This is a genomic window from Pseudomonas sp. Arb-4-2C, from assembly GCF_055755015.1.
This window is the reverse complement of the sequence record NZ_CM146899.1, coordinates 3377935-3394753: the sequence shown is the minus strand read 5'-3', so window position 1 is coordinate 3394753 and position 16819 is coordinate 3377935. Positions and strand designations below refer to the sequence as shown.

Genomic DNA, 16819 nt, shown 5'->3' with positions numbered 1-16819 from the left:
ATAGCGTCCAAGACCGATATACAATGCTTCGCATAAGTCCTGCCTATAGATGGTGAGCTCCATGTTGCTGCGACATTTGCGTTATCTGCTGGCCGTGGCCGATCACGGCGGTTTCACCCGGGCGGCGGAGGCCTTGCATGTGTCGCAGCCGACCCTGTCGCAACAGATCCGCCAACTGGAGGAAACCCTGGGGGTGAACCTGTTCGACCGCACTTCGCGCACGGTCAAGCCCACCGATGCTGGCGAGGCCTACATCGAATGTGCGCGGCGGGTGCTGGTGGAGCTGGAGGCGGGCAAGCGGGCGTTGCATGACGTGCGGGACTTGTCGCGCGGCAACGTGCGTCTGGCCATGACCCCGACGTTCATGGCCTATCTGGTCGGGCCTTTGGTGCGTGATTACGCGGCACGGTTTCCCGGGATTCATCTGCAGATTTTCGAGCTGTCGATGGACGACATCGAAGCGGGGCTGGCGGACGACTCGCTGGACATCGCCATTGCCTTTACGCCGGTGCGCAACCCGGACATCGAGTGCATCCCGGCGTTTACCGAAACCCTGGGGATCATGGTCGGGCGCGAACATCCGCTGTACGACAGTACCTCGGTGCTGACTGCGAGTGATCTTGCGCAACTGGATTTCGCTTTGCTCGCGCCGGACTTCATCACGCGGTTATCGATCGATGAGTATTTCCATCAGCAGGGGATTACCCCGCAGGTGCGGATCGAGGTGAACTCGGTGAGTACGTTATTGGAGGTGGTGCGCCATTCGCCAATGGCGACGATGTTGCCGGAGGCGATTGCCACCGAGGACCGGGCGCTGCGTCGGTTGCGAATCGAGAACGAAGCACCGCAGCGCGGGGCGGCGTTGTTGCGGCGCAGGAACAATTATCACAGTGCAGCGGCGCTGGCCTTTGTGGAGTTGGTGCTGCAAACGAACACTGCACCAACGACATAGTCCCCCTGTGGGAGCGGGCTTGCTCGCGAAAGCGGAGTGTCAGTTGATGTGATGGTGACTGACACGGCCCATTCGCGAGCAAGCCCGCTCCCACACGGTTGTGGGTTGACTGCAAATCTTGTTCGCACCACTGGACCCTGTAGGAGTGAGCCTGCTCGCGACCGCGTTGGTTCAGACACATCAGTATTGAATGACCTACCGCAATGCTGAATATAAAAAAGGGCCTGCTCTTGCTACTTGTTAAGCAGCAGAGAGCAGGCCCTTTTTATTATTGAAGTTGTAAATCAGTAGAAGCGGTCAATCACCCGAACTTCATTGTTGTTCTGCATCGAGTCCCACGCCTGTTTCAGCGTCTGCAGTACATTGCCGATGAAGTCTTTGTCGGCCGCGGCTTTTTTGCCGACATAACCGTGGCCGCGGCGGTACATCTTCAGGCGGGCCAGCAGGTTCTGGTTGCTGCGGTCGAATTCTTCTTCACCAGCATGGGGCGACAGGCAGTCGATATGCACCTGACCCGACTTGCTGATCCAGAGAATGTGGCTGTCGTGGCTGTCTTTTTGCGCAGCGAACATACGAGCCAGTTCTTCGATAGTAGGTTGATTGTTCAGATTCATGATGTTTGCCCCTTGACCAGTCTGGTGATCTTTCAAAGTTGATTCGCTAATACAGGTAGCCCATCGGTTAGTTGATCCCTGGCACCGAAACCAGGACGTCAGCGGTCGCCCGTGAGAAGTACGGGGTCATGCGTCTGTTGCATGTAGTCGTGTTGAATAACTGCTACGCAATAGCGTCACAACGAGGAGAAGCAGCGAAAACCGGGAGGCTCCTTGACGACGTTCTCAGGGTCGACCACAAGCGTCTTGAGAATTTTCGCCAGCGCTTCTCGTCCTTGTACTGGACGTTCAGGCCAGGTCAGCTTCTTCAATCTGCCTTGTGGGCAGCGTGTATCCGGAAAAAACAACTCGGCGGTCAGACGAGTTTGCTCAAGCGTGTTACCGATGTTCCCGATCGGGGAACGTCTTCATCATGCAAAAGCAAAACGACGCCGTCAACGGTTTTGTAGTGATTATTTTTGCTCACTACATATTGTCGGACAAAGCTGTTTTGGAATGAGAAAAGTTCCGTTCAGGCAACGGGCACGGGCGCGCGCAGGACGTAGAAGGTGCAGGGATAACCGTCCACGTGGCGCTGTTGGCGGGTGAATCGGCCCGCAGTCAATTCGGGGATCAACCTGGCCCAGAAGCGCTGCGCAGGCAGGTTGGCGTCGATGTGGAAAATCTGCCATTGACCAGGCAACCGACTCAAGAGGGCAGAGACGACAAACTGCGCGACGCCTTGGCCACGGAAGCGTCGGGCGAGGAAGAAGTAGCTGATGTTGTATTCGGCACCGTCGATGAGGGTGTCGTTGTCGACGATCACGAACCCGGCCAGTTCACCGTCGACACGAATCAGGAACGGCTGGGTGGCAGGGTTACGCCAGTAGTCTTCTTTGAGGTGGATGCTGTAGAAGCCATGCTCGGCGAATTTCAGCGGCAGCCATTCACTGAAGTCATGCATGTAGAACTGCATCAGGTTTTCGATGGTCTGCAGTTCGTCACGGTGGGCAGCAAGCAGTTCGAGGGTGGGCATGCACAGGGTTCCTGAAAGGGGGCACCTTTCAGGAACCTTAGCGGGTTTTATTTTTTGGCCGCAGGTTTCGCCGTGCGTTTGGCTGGGCCGGCGGTTTTACTACGCGTCGATTTACGTTTCTTCTTCCACGGTGCCGCTGCTTTGCCCGCAGGTGGCGGGCCGCTGATGGTCAGGCTCAGCGCAGAACAGCGTGTGACCTGCTTGTTCATCCACGCCGCTTGTTTGGTGACGAACTCTTCCAGGCTCATTTCACCGCTTTGCACCATGTCCAGCGCCTGTTCCCAGATGGCGGTGGTGCCGGGGTCGGCAATCGCCCGGGGCACAGCGTCGATCAGGCTGAAGGCGGCCGGTGTCGCGGCCAGTGCCTTGCCGTTCTTTACCAGATAACCACGGTCCAGCAGGCCTTGAATGATCGAGGCGCGAGTCGCTTCGGTGCCGATGCCGGTGGTGTCCTTGAGTTTCTGTTTGAGCAGCGGATCTTCCACCAGTCTGGCGACGTTCTTCATCGCCTTGATCAGATCGCCCTCGGTGTAGGGCTTGGGCGGTTGGGTCCAGAGGTCCTTGAGGGGCACGCCCGCCACGGCGCAATCGACACCCTGGCTTAGCGTCGGCAGGGTTTGCGGTGCCGGTGCTTCACGGCCCTTGGCCGGCGCCAGGGCTTCGGGCAAGGCGCGTTTCCAGCCTGGTTCGATGATCTGCTTGCCAACCGCGCGCAGTGCTTCACCGGCGCAATCGAAATCGGCCTGGGTGCGATCGTATTCATGGTTGGGCAGAAACTGCGCCAGGTAGCGGGCGCGAATCAGGGTGTACACCGCCCGGTGTTTGCCGCTCAGGCGCTCAAGGTTTTTCGCTGCAGCGGTGGGAATGATGCCGTGGTGAGCGCTGACCTTGGCGTCGTTCCATGCCCGAGAGCGGCGCTGAGGGTCAAGGTGGCCGTTCAATGCTTCAAGGCCTGGATCGGCCTGACGCAGTGCCGCGAGTATCCCCGGCGCCTCGCTGTGCTGGCTCAGCGGCAGGAAGCCGCAGTCGCTGCGCGGGTAGGTGACGACCTTGTAGGTTTCGTAGAGCGCCTGGGCGATGTCGAGGGTTTCCTGGGCGCCGAGGCCGAGTTTCTTCGAGCAGACTTCCTGCAGGGTGCCGAGGTCGAAGGGCAGCGGCGCCACTTCGCGCATGCGTTCGGTGCGCAGCTTGACCACCCGCGCACTGGCGGCGCCGTTGATGGCGGCGGCGGCCTGTTGGGCCAGCGCCTGGTTCAGGCAGCGATCCTGATCGTCGCAAACGTCGCTGGGCGCACGCCATTGCGCGGTGAATGGCGTGCCGTTGTGCAGCAGTTGCACATCAATTGCCCAATACGGCACCGGCACGAAATCGGCGATGCTACGGTCGCGGTCGACCACCAGCCGCAACGTCGGCGTCTGCACCCGACCGACCGGCAGCACGCCCTGATAGCCGGACTGGCGGCCAAGTAAGGTGAACAGGCGGCTCATGTTCATGCCGATCAGCCAGTCGGCCCGCGAGCGCCCCAGCGCCGAGTGATACAGGCTGAAGGTTTCCGCCCCCGGCTTCAGTGCGGCGAGGGCCTTGCGGATCGAGGCCTCGTCCAGCGCCGACAGCCACAAGCGGCGGATCGGCCCGCGATAGCGGCAGTGCTCGACCAGTTCCCGGGCAATCATCTCGCCCTCGCGGTCGGCGTCGGTGGCGATGATCAGTTCGCTGGCCTCGCCGAGCAGGCGCTTGACCGCTTTGTACTGGCTGGCCGTGCGCGGCTTGACGGTCATCTTCCACGTGGCCGGGATGATCGGCAGATCCGCCAGCACCCAGCGCTTGTAGCGGGCGTCGTACGCATCCGGCGGCGCTGTCTCCAGCAAGTGGCCGATGCACCAGGTCACCGTGACGTCTGTTCCCAGCCAGCAGCCGTCGCCCCGACGCTTTGCGCCGAGCACGGCCGCAATGTCTTTGGCCTGGGAAGGTTTTTCACAGAGGTACAGCCGCATAACCACCGTCGTCGATCAGTTCACTGAAGGTGCACAGAATGGCCGCAGTTGGCGTTCGGGGCAACTTTTATCTGTATGGATATACAGATAAAAACGTTGCCGGGGATGACCGGTATTACCGGGACGCCGCGCACCACTATCGAGAAATCGAATGGTGCGGCGCTTGCCAGGCATGGCAGGTTCATCGGGCCTTTCAAGAAACGCGAGTGACAGGACGATCTCGCCAGAAGATCGCCAGGGTCCGAACGCACTGACCACTCTGAAACAAGGAAGTCCCACCATGGCTCAAGCCAAAGCAAAAACCAGCAGCGCCTATGACGAAGTGAATGCCTTCAGCCACTTGTATGATCGCGGTGTCGGTCTGGTCAATGGCAAACCGTCGTTCACCGCCGACCAGGCAGCGGACGAAATCCTGCGCAAAAACCTGTCGTGGCACGACAAGAACGGCGACGGCAAAATCTCCCTCAGCTACACCTTCCTGACCGAAAAACCGGCCAACTACAACCCCAACCTTGGCAACTTCAGCCAGTTCAGCGCGCAGCAGAAGGCTCAGGCCGTGCTCTCCATGCAATCCTGGGCCGACGTGGCGAAGGTGACTTTCACCGAAGGCAAGGGCGGCGACGGCCACATGACCTTCGGCAACTACGACGTCAGCACGGGCGGTGCGGCGTTCGCCTACCTGCCGAGCGGCGGCAGTTATGACGGCCAGTCGTGGTACCTGATCAACAACCAGTATCAGGTCAACAAGACCCCGGACACCAACAACTACGGGCGCCAGACGCTGACTCACGAGATCGGCCATACCCTCGGCCTGTCGCACCCGGGCGCCTACAACGCCGGTAACGGCAACCCGACCTACAACGACGCCAAGTACGCCGAAGACACCCGCGGCTATAGCCTGATGAGCTACTGGAGCGAAGCCAACACCGACCAGAACTTCAGCAAGGACGGCAGCGGCGCCTACGCCTCGGCGCCACTGCTGGACGATATCGTTGCGGTGCAGAAACTCTACGGCGCCAACTACGAGACCCGTGCCGATAACACCACCTACGGTTTCGGCTCCAACGCCGGCCGTGATTACTACAGCGCGACGTCAGCGTCGTCCAAACTGGTGTTCTCGGTGTGGGACGGTGGCGGCGATGACACCCTGAACTTCTCCGGCTTCACCCAGAACCAGAAGATCAACCTCAATGAAGGTTCGTTCTCTGACGTGGGCGGGCTGGTTGGCAACGTGTCGATCGCTTACGGCGTGACCGTGGAAAACGCCGTTGGCGGTTCGGGCAATGATTTGCTGATCGGTAATTCGGCGATCAACCACCTGTTCGGTGGTGCCGGCAACGACATCCTTTACGGCGGCGGTGGCGCGGATGTGCTGTGGGGCGGCGAGGGTGCAGATACCTTCGTGTTCGGCGCGGCCAGCGACTCGACCGACAACCAGACGGACTGGATCATGGATTTCAAGAGCGGCCTGGACAAGATTGACCTCTCGGGCATCGCCGCTTTTGCCACGGGCGCAGCTTCACTGAACTTCGTCAGCAATTTCACCGGCCATGCGGGCGATGCGATCCTGACGTACTACGCGCAAAACGGTCAGACCGGGCTGCTGATCGATCTGACAGGGCAGGGGCAGGTTGATTTTGCCGTGGGTGTGGTAGGGCAGGCTGTGGCGACTGATATTGTTGCCTGATGCCTGAAGAGCGGCCCTCTCCCCGTGGGAGAGGGCTGTTGGCCGTTCGGCTGCAAAACCACCCTGGCCTGAACCTATGGGCTATACCTGAACCGGTCTCTTCGCCGTATTCAGGAGAACCCCCAATGAAAAGCTCCGGCCTCAACCCTGTCATCAATCTCGAAGAACTCCCCGGTTGCCTGCTGGTGAAATTCCACGGCATTCAGGTCGCTGCGTCCTCCCACGTGCTGATCCTCAACGAGGCCAATTACCCGCCGGTGTACTACGTCCCCCGCGAAGACATCGACGAGAAATACTTCGCCCGCACCGACCACACCAGTTACTGCCCGTACAAGGGCGATGCCAATTACTTCAGCCTGCAAGTGCCGGGGCATGAGGGGGCGAATGCGGTGTGGACGTACGAGAAGCCGAAAATCTCGGTCCAGCAGATCAAGGACTATGTGGCGTTTTATCCGGATCAGGTGAAGTTTGAGGTGATCAAACCGGAGATCTGAGGTCATCGGCGCAGGCTCGTCCTGAGCGACAAGCCCGTGCCCTTTTGCTCTTGTCGTTTTTACCGGCCAGGCCATGTCTTGCCTGCTCAGGCCCTCAGCAACAGCAGAGCCACCAGCGGGTAAAACTTGTTGTCATGGCTGCGGGTTTTCTGCGCATTGTCCGGGGTAACCCAGGCTAGCGCGTCACTGGGCAAGGCGTGCAGCATTTCCTTGAAGGCCTGGATCTGCTCACTGCTTGCCTGAACGCCCAACGAATGCGGGGCAATAAACACTGCTCCCAAACGGGGTTCGTGATAGTCGAGCCTGCGGGCATCGTCGCTGGCCAACGCGCATTTTTCCAGAATGCGCTTTTGCGCATTCAGCACGTCATCGATGGCGACATAGCTGACCTTGGCCTCAATGCAGTAACCCCATTCATCGTTGGCGATGTACAAGTCGTTGCGGCCGATCGAGGTGGTTTTTTCACTGGCCTCGGTCGCGATCTTGCTGATCTGGTATTCCTCGATGGCGGTCCAGTCGGCTTTCCACGCGGCGCCGGCCAAAATGCTGACGTTGGCCTGTTCGTTGTACCAGTAGGGCAGGTCATCGGCGTCCCAGACGCGGATGTAGCGTTCGGTGCAGGCTATCCAGCTCTGCATGACCGGTTGCAGGGGCAGCAGAGTAGGGCAGGAAATGCGCACGTATTGATCGTTCATTGAGACTGATCCTTGTCATCTGACGGCGTTGAACGGGCACGAATGATATTTAAAAGCCATCACTCTGTCGACGCCGGCTGACGACACAATAAATCCGCTTCAGAGATTGCCCTGAAGCGGATTGGATGCAGCACTCAGTTCTTGTCCAGATCGATATTTTTGGTCTCGCGCAGACAGATCATCCCCACCACCAGGCTCAACCCGGTAATCAGCACCGGGTACCACAGCCCATAGAAAATATCCCCGGTGTACACCACCAGCGCGAACGACACTGTCGGCAGAAATCCACCAAACCAGCCGTTGCCGATGTGGTACGGCAGGGACATCGAGGTGTAGCGGATACGGGTCGGGAACAACTCGACCATCAGCGCGGCCAGCGGGCCGTAGCACATGGCCGAGATGATGATCAGCGCGACGATCAGGGCCACGATCATCGGTTTGTTGATCTGCTGCAGATCCGCCTGTTGCGGGTAGCCGGCGAGGGTGACTGCGCCGCGCAGGGCGGCTTCGTCGTAGCCGTCGATCTTCATGTCGCCGATGCTCACCTGCACCCCGCTGCCGGTCGGGGCGGCGGCGCTGGAGTAGGGCAGGCCCTGTTTGACCAGGAAGGTTTTGACCTTGTCGCACGGGCTGTCGAATTTGGCTTTGCCCACCGGGTCGAACTGGAAGGTGCAGGTTGCCGGGTCCGCCAGCACGGTGATCGGTGCCTGACGGCTGGCCTGGTCGATTGCCGGGTTGGCGTAGTGGGCCAGGGATTTGAAGATCGGGAAGTACAGCGCCGTGGCCAGCAGCAGGCCGAGCATCAGCACCGGTTTACGCCCGACCTTGTCCGACAGCCAGCCGAAAATGATGAAGAACGGTGCGCCGATCACCACGCTGATGATCAGCAGACTGTTGGCGACTGCCGGGTCCATTTTCAGGAACTGGGTGAGGAAGAACAGCACGTAGAATTGCGCCGCGTAAAAGGTCACCGCTTGCCCGGCATTGATGCTGAACAGGGCGATCAGCACGACCTTGAGGTTTTCCCATTTACCGAAGGATTCACGGATCGGTGCCTTGGACGCTTTGCCTTCCTCTTTCATCTTTAGGTAGGCCGGCGATTCGTGCAGGCTCAGGCGGATCCAGGTGGAAATGCCCAGCAGCACAATCGACAGCAGGAACGGTATGCGCCAGCCCCAGACTTCAAACTGATCGCCGGTGAAGTAGCGGCAGCCGAGCACCACCAGCAGCGACAGCAGCAGGCCGAGCGTCGCAGTGGACTGAATCCAGCTGGTGTGGAAACCACGTTTGCCGATGGGCGCATGCTCCGCCACGTAAGTCGCGGCGCCGCCGTATTCACCGCCCAAAGCCAGGCCCTGCAGCATGCGCAGCACCACCAGAATGATCGGAGCGGCGATGCCGATGCTGGCGTAGGTCGGCAGCAGGCCGACGCAGAAGGTCGCGATGCCCATCAGGATGATGGTCGCGAGGAAGGTGTATTTGCGTCCGATCATGTCCCCCAACCGACCGAACACCAACGCCCCGAACGGCCGCACGATAAACCCGGCGGCGAACGCCATCAGCGCGAAGATGAACGCTGTGGTGTCGTTGACCCCGGCGAAAAACTGCTTGCTGATCACCGCCGCGAGGGCGCCGTAAAGGAAGAAGTCATACCACTCGAACACCGTCCCCAGGGACGAGGCGAAGATGACTTTCTGCGTGGCATTACTGGTGCTGGCACCGCTCGTGGTGTCCAGCGGCTGAGCGTGTTCTGACATATCGGTATCCCTCACAGTGATTGTTTTTGTTGTTCCACTGGTGTTGCGTGTCCGGATGAAGCGCGATGCCTTGAATGAACGCGGTCCCCTTGTGGTGGCGAGCCTGCTCGCGATAGCGGTGTATCCGCCAATGCAGATGTTGAATGTTATTCAGTCATCGCGAGCAGGCTCGCTCCCACAGGGGCGGTGTTTACAGGTGGAGCAAGGATCAGCTGTGCGGCCTTCTCGGCAATCATCAGCGTAGGCGAACAGGTGTTGCCCGAGGTGATGCGCGGCATGATCGATGCGTCGGCAATGCGCAGGCCGGGTACGCCATGCACGCGCAGTTGTGCATCGACCACCGCTTCAGCGTCATTGCCCATGCGGCAGGTGCCCACCGGATGGAAAATCGTCGTGCCGATTCGCGCCGCGGCTTCGTGCAGTTGTTCCTCGGTCTGCAGGCTATCGCCGGGCAGGTACTCCACCGGTTTGAACGCTTGCAGGGCCGGGGCGCTGACGATGCACCGGGTCAGGCGGATCGCGTCGGCAGCCACGCGCAAATCTTCGGGATGGCTGAGGTAATTGGGCTGGATCAGCGGTGCGGCTTGCGGATCTGTCGAGCGGATTTCGATCCGCCCACGGCTCTGCGGGCGCAGATCGCACACCGACGCGGTGAACGCCGGGAAACTGTGCAACGGCTCACCAAAGCGCTCCAGCGACAGCGGCTGCACGTGGTATTCGAGGTTGGCCGAGGTCTGCTCCGGCCCGGATCGGGCGAACGCGCCGAGTTGACTCGGCGCCATCGACAGCGGCCCGCTGCGGTCATACAGATAACGCAGGCCCATGCCCATCTTGCCCCACACGCTGCCAGCGATCTGGTTCAGCGTGCGGGCGTTTTGCAGTTTGTAGATCAGGCGCAGTTGCAGGTGATCCTGCAGGTTGCCGCCGACGCCCGGCAACTCATGAATCACGCCGATGCCGAGGCGCTCCAGCAATGGACGCGGGCCGATTCCGGAGCGCTGCAGAATGCTCGGCGACCCCACGGCGCCGGCGCAGAGGATGATTTCCTTGCGCGCCTTGAAGCTTTGCACCTGGCCGTCATGACGCGCACTGACCTTCGACGCACGGCCGTTTTCCAGCAGCACCCGATCCACCTCCACCCCGGTCAGCACTGTCAGATTGGCCCGGTCACGAATCGGTTTGAGAAAGGCCTTGGCTGCGTTCCAGCGCACCCCGGCCTTCTGGTTGACCTGGAAGTAGCCGCAACCCTCGTTGTCGCCCTGATTGAAGTCGTCGATGCTGGCGATGCCGCTCTGCTCGGCGGCGCTGCGGAAGGCATCAAGAATCGGCCACGACAGACGCTGCTGTTCGACGCGCCATTCGCCTTGGGCACCGTGAAATTCGGCAGCGCCGGCAAAGTGGTTTTCGCTTTGTTTGAACAAGGGCAGCACGTCGTTCCAGGCCCAGCCCGGATTGCCTTCGGCCGCCCAGCCGTCATAGTCGCCGGCCTGGCCGCGCATGTAGATCATGCCGTTGATGGAGGAGCAGCCACCCAGCACTTTGCCGCGCGGGTAGCTCAGGCTGCGGCCCTGCAGGCCGGGTTGCGCTTCGGTCTTGAAGCACCAGTCGGTGCGCGGGTTGCCGATGCAGAACAGGTAACCGACGGGGATGTGAATCCACGCATAGTTGTCGCGTCCACCGGCTTCGAGCAGCAGCACCCGCTGTTGCTTATCCGCCGACAGTCGATTGGCCAGCAAGCACCCGGCGGGACCGGCCCCGACCACGATGTAGTCGTATTCCTCAAGGGAAGTCTGCATTCCCTGACCTCGCTTTTTGTTTTTATTGTCGGACACTCTAGTTGTTAGCTTTCGTCAAAAGAATGTTAGTTTTTACGCAGCCGCTGTGCGTTTTCAAACAGCCTCAACTGACCATAGCTGACAAGGACTCGCCATGTTCGACTGGAACGACCTGCGGTTTTTTCTCGAACTGCAACGCAGCGGCCGCCTGCTCACCGCCGCCCGGCGCCTGAACACTACCCACGCCACCGTCGCCCGGCACATCGAGGCCATCGAAAAAAGCCTCGGCACGGCGCTGTTCGTCCAGCACGCCCAAGGCTACGAAATGACCCCGGCGGGGGAGGCACTGCTCAAGCACGCCGAGGCCATGGAAAACGTCGCGCTGCTGGCGCAGGAAGAAATCACCCAGTCCACCGCGCCGCTGGGCAAGATCCGTGTCGGCGTCACCGAAGGTCTGGGCATAAAATTTCTCGCCAGCCGCATGATCGGCCTGTTCGAGCGCTACCCGGGGCTGGAAGTGGAACTGGTCGCCGTGCCGCGCTTCGTCAGCATCCTTAATCGCGAGGCGGAAATCAGCATCCACCTCGAACGCCCGGCCGCCGACATGCTGGTCACCCGCAAACTCACCGACTACCGCCTCGCGCTCTATGCCAGCCAACGCTACCTCGACACCGCGCCACCCTTGCGCAGCCGCGAAGACCTCGGGCGGCACGCGTGGATTGGCTATGTCGATGATCTGCTGTTCAGCCAGGAGCTGATGTTCCTCAACAGCTTCTGCCGCAGCCCGCGCGTTGTGTTCCACAGCACCAGCGTGATTGCGCAGCAGGAGGCGGCGCGTTCGGGATTGGGCATCGCAGTGTTGCCTTGTTACATGGCTGCGTCCGACCCGGATCTTGTGCCATTGCTGCCGGATGAAAGCATCGAGCGCAGTTACTGGATCAGCACCCGGCGCGAGTTGCACAAGTCGGTGCGGCTGCGGGTGGTCTGGGATTATGTGGTCGGGTTGTGCGAGGCGGAGCAGGGGTTGTTGCGCGGATAGTCCGGCCCCGCACAGATGCCCCTGTGGGAGGGGGCTTGCTCGCGAAGGCGGTATGTCTGTGACATCGGTATCGACTGACACTACGCCTTCGCGAGCAAGCCCGCTCCCACAGGGTTCTGCGGTGTCGGTCAAATTCGGGATTGACTTATATATGGATATCCATATATTCGGTCTTCCATATGTTCGAGTCCGCCCCATGCTCACGCCCACCGAACTGTTCAAAAGCCTGGCCGATGAAACGCGTGTCCGCGCCACTCTGTTGATTGCTGAACAGGGTGAGCTGTGTGTGTGCGAGCTGATGTGCGCGCTCGACGACAGCCAGCCGAAAATCAGCCGCCATCTGGCGCAACTGCGCAGCAACGGTTTGTTGCTTGATCGCCGTCAGGGTCAGTGGGTGTATTACCGGCTCAATCCGCAGCTGCCGGGTTGGGTGCATCAAATCCTGCAAGTCACCGCAAAGGCCAACGCCGACTGGCTCAAGGACAACGCCTGCCGCCTGCACAACATGGATGGCCGGCCTGCCCGCGAAACCGCCTGCTGCTGAACCCCTGACATTTTCCGGAGCCATCCATGCGAGTCCTGTTCATGTGCACGGCCAACAGTTGCCGCAGCATTCTTTCCGAAGCCCTGTTCAATCACCTCGCACCACCCGGTTTCGAGGCGCTGAGCTCCGGCAGTTTCCCCAGGGGCCAGGTGTTGCCACGCAGCCTGAGCACCTTGCAGCAGGCCGGGATTTCGATTGACGGCTTGTACAGCAAAGGCAACGACGCCTTCGAAAGTTGCCCGCCGGACATCGTCATCACCGTGTGCGACAAGGCCGCCGGTGAGAGCTGTCCGGTGTACTTCGGCCCGGCGCTGAAAACCCATTGGGGGTTGGCGGACCCATCCGATGTGCAGGGTGACGAAGCGGCGATAGACGCGGCGTTCCGCGCCACGCTGGCGCACATCGAGCGACGCTGCAAAGCCTTCCTCGACCTGCCATTCAATCGCCTCAGCCGCGACCAATTGAAAGCCGCGCTTGATGGCATCGGCGCGCTGTAAGGAGGATTTATGTCAGAGCATCTGCCCAACCTCGACCTGAGCCTGTTCGAAGGTCGAACAGCCGCGCCGGATCAGCACAAACCGCGCATCCTGTTGCTCTACGGCTCGACCCGCGAACGATCCTTCAGTCGTCTGCTGGTGGAAGAGGCCGCGCGCTTGCTGGAGCACTTCGGCGCTGAAATCCGGGTGTTCAATCCGTCCGGTTTGCCGTTGCCGGACGATGCACCGGTCGATCATCCCAAGGTTCAGGAACTGCGTGATCTGGTGTTGTGGTCGGAAGGCCAGGTCTGGTGCTCGCCGGAACGCCATGGCGCGATGTCGGCGGTGTTCAAGGCGCAGATCGACTGGGTTCCGCTGGAGCTCGGCGCGGTCCGCCCGACCCAGGGCAAAACCCTCGCGGTGATGCAGGTCTGCGGCGGTTCGCAATCATTCAACGTGGTCAACCAATTGCGCGTGTTGGGGCGCTGGATGCGCATGTTCACCATCCCCAATCAGTCTTCGGTGCCCAAGGCTTACATGGAATTCGACGAGGCGGGACGGATGAAACCGTCGCCGTTCTATGATCGCGTGGTCGATGTGATGGAAGAACTGGTCAAGTTCACCGTGCTGCTGCGCGACCGCCAGGACTTTCTGGTGGACCGCTATTCCGAACGCAAGGAGAGCGCCGAGCAACTGATGGCCCGGGTCAATCAGCGCTCGATCTGAAGCGCCGCGACACGCATTCGTCGGTCGGGCCGTGCACAAACGTTCTAGCCGTTCACCGGCATTTATGGATTACTGGCGCCAGCCCATTACCGTATTCAAGCCATGAGCAACTGGATCGACCTTGCCCACGACCGGGAAACCGGCATCGAAACCCTGCACGCGCATTTCGCCGGGCACGCGCACGCCTACGATCCACACTGGCATGAGACCTACCTGATCGGCTTCACCGAACAAGGCGTGCAGCGCTTCAACAGCCGCCGGGCACGGCATGACAGTACCCCGGGCAAAGTCTTCATGCTCGAACCCGGGGACATTCATGACGGCGATGCGCCGAGTCCGGACGGCTTCACCTATCGCATGTTGTACCTGCAACCGGCGTGGCTGGAACAGGCGCTGGACGGCCTGCAACTGGACGGCTGTGCGGGCGGCTTGCCGGGCATTGGCACGGTGCTCAACGATGATCCCGAGTTGGCCCGAGCCACCTTGTTTGCCTTCAACGCCCTGCATAAACAGGACGTGCGCATGGTCCGCGAAGTGGCGCTGGATGCGCTGCTCGAACGTCTGGCGCTGCACCTCTATCGACGCCCGCAGCCAGCCGCCACGCTGCGGGCGCCGCTGATTGCCCGGCAGGCGCGGGACTACCTGATGGCCTATCACGAGCAGGACATCAGCCTGCACACCCTGGCCGAAGTCTGCAGCACCGATCGCTTTCGCCTGACTCGCGCCTTCAAGGCGGCTTATGGTCTGGCGCCGCATGCGTGGCTGATCCAGTTGCGGCTGATCCGTGGCCGGCAGTTGCTCGCCGCAGGGGTGCAACCGGTGGAAGTGGCGAGCAGGCTCGGTTTCGCCGATCAGAGTCACTTGGGTCGTTGGTTCGTGCGCGCCTACGGCATCACGCCGGGTGCCTATCAACAGCGTGCCATCGGCACCTGTCGACGCTGAACAAACGTTCAAGACCGCCACCCTGCACTACCGCCACAGTAGGCCCTGACTTTCTACAGGGCCGTGCCATGCTTGCATTCATCCTCTTTGCTTTCGTTGCCTCGATCACCCCGGGGCCGACCAACCTGATCGTACTCAGCACCAGTGCCCGACGTGGATGGCGGCCATGCCTGCCGATCATTCTCGGCGCGGGGGCGGGTGCGGCGTCATTGGTGTGGGTTGCCGGTGCGGGTGCCAGTACGCTGATGCTGCCCGGCGTGCGCCCGGTGATCAGTGCGCTTGGAATGTGCTGGATGCTGTGGCTGGCGTGGCAGATCTTCACCGCGCCGGCCACGGCCATCGATCCCGCCGCCGACGTGCAAAAGCCAGAACTGGGGCTGGTCGGTGCTGCGCTGTTGCAGTGGGTCAATCCCAAGTCGTGGATGATGGCAATTGCGGTGATCAGTGTGTTTACCGCGCAAGGGCAGGGGTTGAATGCGTTGTGCCTGGCGTTTTTTCTGGTGTCGTTGCCGTGTCTGGCGCTCTGGGCGCTGCTCGGCCGAGGCGCGGCGCGCTGGCTGAGTAACCCGGCGCAGTTGCAGTGGTTGAACCGGATTCTGGCGGTGCTGCTGGTGATTTCATCGGCGGCTGCGTTGCTGCACCGCTGAGCGGGCGCAAACTTCCAGTCCAGACACGCCCCCTTGTGGGAGCGGGCTTGCTCGCGAAGGCGGTGTGTCATTCACACAGATGTTGACTGACACACCGCATTCGCGAGCAAGCTGAACTGGCCTAATGATTTTGGACACTTCAATCGGGCGCTATGATGGCGCCCAAATCTGAGGTGTTTGGATATGCGTAAATCTTATTCGAGTGAGTTCAAACTCAAGGCCGCCAGCATGGTGCTGGATGAGGGGCAGTCGGTTCCCGACGTCTGTGCCAGTCTGGATATTGGCCCGACTGCGTTGCGCCGCTGGGTCGATCAGGTTCGCAAAGAGCGTTTGGGCTCGACGCCGATTGGCGCCAAGGCTATTACCGCCGATCAACGAGAGATTCAGCAGCTCAAAGCGTTACTCAGGCAAAAAGACCTGGACATCGAAATCTTAAAAAAGGCCAGTGCTCTCCTGCTGTTGGACGCCAAAGAACATTTACGTTGATCTTTGAGCTGGACGAGCAGTACGGCGTTAACAATTGCTGTCGGGCGTTCGGTATCAACCGCAGCAGCTTTTACGCCTGGCGTCAGCGCCAAGGCAAGGTGAAACCTGAGCGGGGAAAACTCAAAGCCATCCTGGTCGAGCAGCATAAGGAGTCCAGAGCATCTGCTGGGTCGCGCACTTTAGCCAAGGAACTGCAAGCCAGGGGGCATCGCGTCGGGCGGCATATGACGCGTAGCCTGATGCGTGAAGCGGGAGTCATCAGCCGTCAACGCCGGCGGCACAAGTACAAATCATCCGGCGTGGAAGCGCTGGTAGCGCCGCACATGCTCAAGCGTCAGTTTGATGTCACGGCGATCAACCAAGTGTGGTGTGGCGATGTGACGTACATCAAAGTCGGTAAGCGCTGGATGTATTTCGCGGCAGTTCTGGATCTGTTCGCTCGCCGGGTTGTGGGGTGGTCGTTTTCGATGATTTCCGATGCCACGCTGACCTGCGAAGCGTTGCGAATGGCGGTCGAGTTGCGAGGCCGTCCAAAAGAGGTGCTGTTTCACTCCGACCAAGGCTGTCAGTACACCAGCCACAAATTCAGGAATGAGATGCGCAAGCATGGACTCCTGCAGAGCATGAGTCGCAAAGGTGAATGCTGGGACAACGCCCCGATGGAGCGTTTCTTTGGGAGCCTGAAATCAGAGTGGGTACCAGAAGATGGCTACAGCTCAGAGCATGAAGCCCGAGTGGATATGCAGCGTTATTTGATGCGCTACAACAACGTCCGGCTCCACAGCTACAACGGCTATCGGTCGCCGGTAGCTATGGAGAAACTGGCGGCGTGAAACCTTAACTGGTGTCCAAAATTAGTTGACCAGTTCAAGCCCGCTCCCACAGGGTTTTGTGTTTTCTGGCAGAACGGTGCAGTTGCCGGAACCGCACTTCGCGTCCACTCTATGGCATGCCGACAAGGAGCGTCCGCCGACCC

General features: G+C 60.4%; 17 protein-coding genes. 11 read left to right on the top strand and 6 right to left on the bottom strand.

From position 1 onward, the window contains the following. The first annotated feature begins 61 nt into the window (after window positions 1-61). Window positions 62-952, top strand: a complete 891-nt coding sequence (gene cynR, locus AC0J41_RS15105; protein WP_473012885.1) for a transcriptional regulator CynR — start codon at window positions 62-64, stop codon at window positions 950-952. A gap of 284 nt (window positions 953-1236) precedes the next feature. Here the strand turns inward: cynR and AC0J41_RS15100 are convergent, their stop codons facing one another. From AC0J41_RS15100 to AC0J41_RS15090, 3 genes are all read right to left on the bottom strand, one after another. Further along, a complete protein-coding gene (locus AC0J41_RS15100) occupies window positions 1237-1566 on the bottom strand; it encodes a hypothetical protein (RefSeq protein WP_473012884.1) in 330 nt (109 codons plus the stop codon). 511 nt (window positions 1567-2077) lie between these two features. Further along, window positions 2078-2581, bottom strand: a complete 504-nt coding sequence (locus AC0J41_RS15095) for a GNAT family N-acetyltransferase (protein WP_473012883.1) — start codon at window positions 2579-2581, stop codon at window positions 2078-2080. Window positions 2582-2628: 47 nt separating this feature from the next. Continuing rightward, window positions 2629-4575, bottom strand: coding sequence for a DNA topoisomerase III (locus AC0J41_RS15090; protein WP_473012882.1), 1947 nt, complete (start codon window positions 4573-4575; stop codon window positions 2629-2631). A 280-nt stretch (window positions 4576-4855) separates the two neighbouring features. Here AC0J41_RS15090 and AC0J41_RS15085 point away from each other — a divergent pair, with 280 nt between their 5' ends. Together AC0J41_RS15085 and AC0J41_RS15080 are read left to right on the top strand one after the other, a co-directional pair. Next, window positions 4856-6262 carry a serralysin family metalloprotease gene (locus tag AC0J41_RS15085; RefSeq protein WP_049828018.1) on the top strand — a complete coding sequence of 469 codons (1407 nt, stop codon included), beginning with the start codon at window positions 4856-4858 and terminating at the stop codon, window positions 6260-6262. A gap of 125 nt (window positions 6263-6387) precedes the next feature. Further along, a complete protein-coding gene (locus tag AC0J41_RS15080; RefSeq protein WP_025111360.1) occupies window positions 6388-6756 on the top strand; it encodes a DUF427 domain-containing protein in 369 nt (122 codons plus the stop codon). A gap of 86 nt (window positions 6757-6842) precedes the next feature. Here the strand turns inward: AC0J41_RS15080 and AC0J41_RS15075 are convergent, their stop codons facing one another. The 3 genes from AC0J41_RS15075 to AC0J41_RS15065 all read right to left on the bottom strand — a co-directional run bounded on the left by AC0J41_RS15075 (window position 6843) and on the right by AC0J41_RS15065 (window position 11004). After that, the gene (locus AC0J41_RS15075) at window positions 6843-7451 is read right to left on the bottom strand and encodes a hypothetical protein (RefSeq protein ID WP_473012881.1); all 609 of its coding nucleotides are present in this window, start codon (window positions 7449-7451) and stop codon (window positions 6843-6845) included. Between the two features lie 134 nt (window positions 7452-7585). Continuing rightward, the gene (locus AC0J41_RS15070; RefSeq protein WP_473012880.1) at window positions 7586-9208 is read right to left on the bottom strand and encodes an MFS transporter; all 1623 of its coding nucleotides are present in this window, start codon (window positions 9206-9208) and stop codon (window positions 7586-7588) included. A gap of 146 nt (window positions 9209-9354) precedes the next feature. Then, window positions 9355-11004 (bottom strand): GMC family oxidoreductase, encoded by a 1650-nt coding sequence (locus tag AC0J41_RS15065; protein ID WP_473012879.1) that lies wholly within the window; start codon window positions 11002-11004, stop codon window positions 9355-9357. 133 nt (window positions 11005-11137) lie between these two features. Between AC0J41_RS15065 and AC0J41_RS15060 the strand changes: the two genes are divergently transcribed. The 8 genes from AC0J41_RS15060 (at window position 11138) to AC0J41_RS15025 (ending at window position 16676) form a co-directional block, all read left to right on the top strand. Beyond that, a complete protein-coding gene (locus AC0J41_RS15060; RefSeq protein ID WP_473012878.1) occupies window positions 11138-12022 on the top strand; it encodes a LysR family transcriptional regulator in 885 nt (294 codons plus the stop codon). A 196-nt stretch (window positions 12023-12218) separates the two neighbouring features. After that, window positions 12219-12566, top strand: coding sequence for a metalloregulator ArsR/SmtB family transcription factor (locus AC0J41_RS15055; protein ID WP_473012877.1), 348 nt, complete (start codon window positions 12219-12221; stop codon window positions 12564-12566). Window positions 12567-12592: 26 nt separating this feature from the next. Beyond that, window positions 12593-13063: an arsenate reductase ArsC gene (locus AC0J41_RS15050; protein WP_473012876.1), complete on the top strand. Its 471-nt coding sequence runs from the start codon at window positions 12593-12595 to the stop codon at window positions 13061-13063. Window positions 13064-13072: 9 nt separating this feature from the next. Continuing rightward, on the top strand, window positions 13073-13768 hold the full coding sequence (gene arsH / locus AC0J41_RS15045) for an arsenical resistance protein ArsH (RefSeq protein WP_473012875.1): 696 nt from the start codon (window positions 13073-13075) through the stop codon (window positions 13766-13768). Between the two features lie 102 nt (window positions 13769-13870). Continuing rightward, entirely contained in the window at window positions 13871-14710 is an 840-nt protein-coding gene (locus AC0J41_RS15040; protein ID WP_473012874.1) for an AraC family transcriptional regulator, read from the top strand. Between the two features lie 68 nt (window positions 14711-14778). Continuing rightward, the gene (locus tag AC0J41_RS15035; protein WP_025111368.1) at window positions 14779-15357 is read left to right on the top strand and encodes a LysE family translocator; all 579 of its coding nucleotides are present in this window, start codon (window positions 14779-14781) and stop codon (window positions 15355-15357) included. A gap of 183 nt (window positions 15358-15540) precedes the next feature. After that, the gene (locus AC0J41_RS15030; RefSeq protein WP_473012873.1) at window positions 15541-15843 is read left to right on the top strand and encodes a transposase; all 303 of its coding nucleotides are present in this window, start codon (window positions 15541-15543) and stop codon (window positions 15841-15843) included. Further along, window positions 15840-16676, top strand: coding sequence for an IS3 family transposase (locus tag AC0J41_RS15025; protein WP_473012872.1), 837 nt, complete (start codon window positions 15840-15842; stop codon window positions 16674-16676). Before AC0J41_RS15030 ends, AC0J41_RS15025 begins: the two co-directional genes overlap by 4 nt. Window positions 16677-16819 lie beyond the last annotated feature (143 nt).

Coding starts and splice junctions, on each gene's coding strand:
- cynR (WP_473012885.1), top strand. CDS start 62: ATGTTGCTGCGACATTTGCGTTATCTGCTGGCCGTGGCCGATCACGGC.
- AC0J41_RS15100 (WP_473012884.1), bottom strand. CDS start 1,566: ATGAATCTGAACAATCAACCTACTATCGAAGAACTGGCTCGTATGTTC.
- AC0J41_RS15095 (WP_473012883.1), bottom strand. CDS start 2,581: ATGCCCACCCTCGAACTGCTTGCTGCCCACCGTGACGAACTGCAGACC.
- AC0J41_RS15090 (WP_473012882.1), bottom strand. CDS start 4,575: ATGCGGCTGTACCTCTGTGAAAAACCTTCCCAGGCCAAAGACATTGCG.
- AC0J41_RS15085 (WP_049828018.1), top strand. CDS start 4,856: ATGGCTCAAGCCAAAGCAAAAACCAGCAGCGCCTATGACGAAGTGAAT.
- AC0J41_RS15080 (WP_025111360.1), top strand. CDS start 6,388: ATGAAAAGCTCCGGCCTCAACCCTGTCATCAATCTCGAAGAACTCCCC.
- AC0J41_RS15075 (WP_473012881.1), bottom strand. CDS start 7,451: ATGAACGATCAATACGTGCGCATTTCCTGCCCTACTCTGCTGCCCCTG.
- AC0J41_RS15070 (WP_473012880.1), bottom strand. CDS start 9,208: ATGTCAGAACACGCTCAGCCGCTGGACACCACGAGCGGTGCCAGCACC.
- AC0J41_RS15065 (WP_473012879.1), bottom strand. CDS start 11,004: ATGCAGACTTCCCTTGAGGAATACGACTACATCGTGGTCGGGGCCGGT.
- AC0J41_RS15060 (WP_473012878.1), top strand. CDS start 11,138: ATGTTCGACTGGAACGACCTGCGGTTTTTTCTCGAACTGCAACGCAGC.
- AC0J41_RS15055 (WP_473012877.1), top strand. CDS start 12,219: ATGCTCACGCCCACCGAACTGTTCAAAAGCCTGGCCGATGAAACGCGT.
- AC0J41_RS15050 (WP_473012876.1), top strand. CDS start 12,593: ATGCGAGTCCTGTTCATGTGCACGGCCAACAGTTGCCGCAGCATTCTT.
- arsH (WP_473012875.1), top strand. CDS start 13,073: ATGTCAGAGCATCTGCCCAACCTCGACCTGAGCCTGTTCGAAGGTCGA.
- AC0J41_RS15040 (WP_473012874.1), top strand. CDS start 13,871: ATGAGCAACTGGATCGACCTTGCCCACGACCGGGAAACCGGCATCGAA.
- AC0J41_RS15035 (WP_025111368.1), top strand. CDS start 14,779: ATGCTTGCATTCATCCTCTTTGCTTTCGTTGCCTCGATCACCCCGGGG.
- AC0J41_RS15030 (WP_473012873.1), top strand. CDS start 15,541: ATGCGTAAATCTTATTCGAGTGAGTTCAAACTCAAGGCCGCCAGCATG.